2 protein-coding genes are annotated in these 1,705 nt (G+C 42.9%); both read left to right on the top strand.

All coding sequences use genetic code 11. The annotated features are described in order from the left end of the window. Window positions 1-31: 31 nt before the first annotated feature. Window positions 32-478 carry an NADAR family protein gene (locus H6S82_RS31955; protein ID WP_190465798.1) on the top strand — a complete coding sequence of 149 codons (447 nt, stop codon included), beginning with the start codon at window positions 32-34 and terminating at the stop codon, window positions 476-478. 40 nt (window positions 479-518) lie between these two features. Beyond that, window positions 519-1,646 (top strand): HEAT repeat domain-containing protein, encoded by a 1,128-nt coding sequence (locus H6S82_RS31960; RefSeq protein ID WP_190465800.1) that lies wholly within the window; start codon window positions 519-521, stop codon window positions 1,644-1,646. The last annotated feature ends 59 nt before the right edge of the window (window positions 1,647-1,705 follow it).

The raw sequence follows: 1,705 nt of genomic DNA on the forward strand, positions 1-1,705 counted from the left end.
CCTAGCCCCTAGCCCATTCTTTGAGTATAAAATGACTATTTACTTTTACAGCAATCGCGAAGAACCATACGGCTGTTTCTCCAACTTTTCACCTCACGGCTTTGAGTTGGATGGCTTTTATTGGCCTACCAGCGAACATTATTTTCAAGCGCAAAAATTTGTCGGTACACCCTACGCCGATCGCATCCGTCTGGTCAAAACGCCGAAGGATGCCGCCAAAATGGGACGCGATCGCTCTTTTCCCCTCCGTCCCGACTGGTCACAGGTCAAAGACGACATCATGCGACGAGGAGTTTTGCGGAAATTCCAGACTCATACCGATATCCGCGAAGTATTAATTTCGACAGGAGATGAACTAATTGTCGAAAATTCTCCGATTGATTACTATTGGGGTTGCGGTGCCGATGGCAGCGGGAAGAATATGTTGGGTAAGATTTTGATGGAAGTACGAGAAATATTGCGCGATCGCATCAATTAGGCATTTTCAGATCGATATCGCAAATGCAAGGAGAAATTCCGTGTTGGAAAATTTAGAAACAATAGACTGGCATCAACTTACGCACGCTTATGGGCCAGCCGACGATATCCCAGTATTGATTAGATACCTGACATCAGAAAATACCGAACTGCGCGAAGCCGCTATTTACGAACTATACGGCAATATTTGGCATCAAGGTAGCGTCTACGAAGCTTCCGCATTCGCGATTCCTTTTTTGATCGAATTACTACAAAACGAACACGTACAAAAAAAAGAGCAGATATTGATTTTACTGGCTTATCTAGCAAGGGGTAATTCCTGGCACAAAAAACATCAAAATTCGATATTTTTAATTGACGATCGAGATACACCTGAGTTTCAAGAAAAAGTAAAAATCGAACAAACTTGGGTTGTAAATGCACGCAATAGAGTTTATGAAGGTCTGAGGCTTTACTTGAATTTGCTTGCAGATGCCGACCCGAAAATTAGGATAGCTAGTGCATATACTCTAGCTTGTTTACCCGATCGCGCTCCAGAAATTATACCGGAAATGCTTAAATGTCTGCACAGAGAGGCAGATCGGCAAGCCAAAGCCAGCATGGTTTTGAGTCTGGGAACGCTGGTTGAACCAGAATCTAAATACCTAGCACTTTTTACAGAAATTTTACATTCAAAAACGAGCGATCTCGTCAAATTGGTAGCAGCAATGATGCTAACTCAACTTGCCAGGAACAAAACTCCACAAGAGGCGATCGCATTTTTGGTAAATACAATTTCCGACTCTAAATCTGTGGCTGAATTGTATTCCCAACTTCCGTGGGCTGATGGCGATGTCGTAGCGGATGTCAGCCGATATTTCTGTTATTTGGAAGCAGAATCAAACCAATTTCCCTTGACAGACCTGATAGAAGCACTGTCAACTGTGGATGCCTACAGCGCTCTCACTGTAGCGGAAACACTATTATACGTAACTTTTAACGGCAAGACAATACTTGCCGATGAGAAAATGTCGGAATTAACTAAAACCCAAAGAATCGTACTGAGTGCGATCGCCCAAAGCGAAAACACCTGGAAATATGATGCCAATATGTCTCAAATATTGAAATCTTTTGCTTTGCCTATGTGGCGAGAAAAGCTGCTAGCTTTGGTGGGGGGCGAGTTAGCATAGCATGAGATAACCTAAACGATTTAGAGCGAAAAGTTAAAATTACTATTGGGTCTACACTG

Source organism: Planktothrix sp. FACHB-1355 (assembly GCF_014748295.1).
Lineage (GTDB): Bacteria > Cyanobacteriota > Cyanobacteriia > Cyanobacteriales > Aerosakkonemataceae > Aerosakkonema > Aerosakkonema funiforme_A.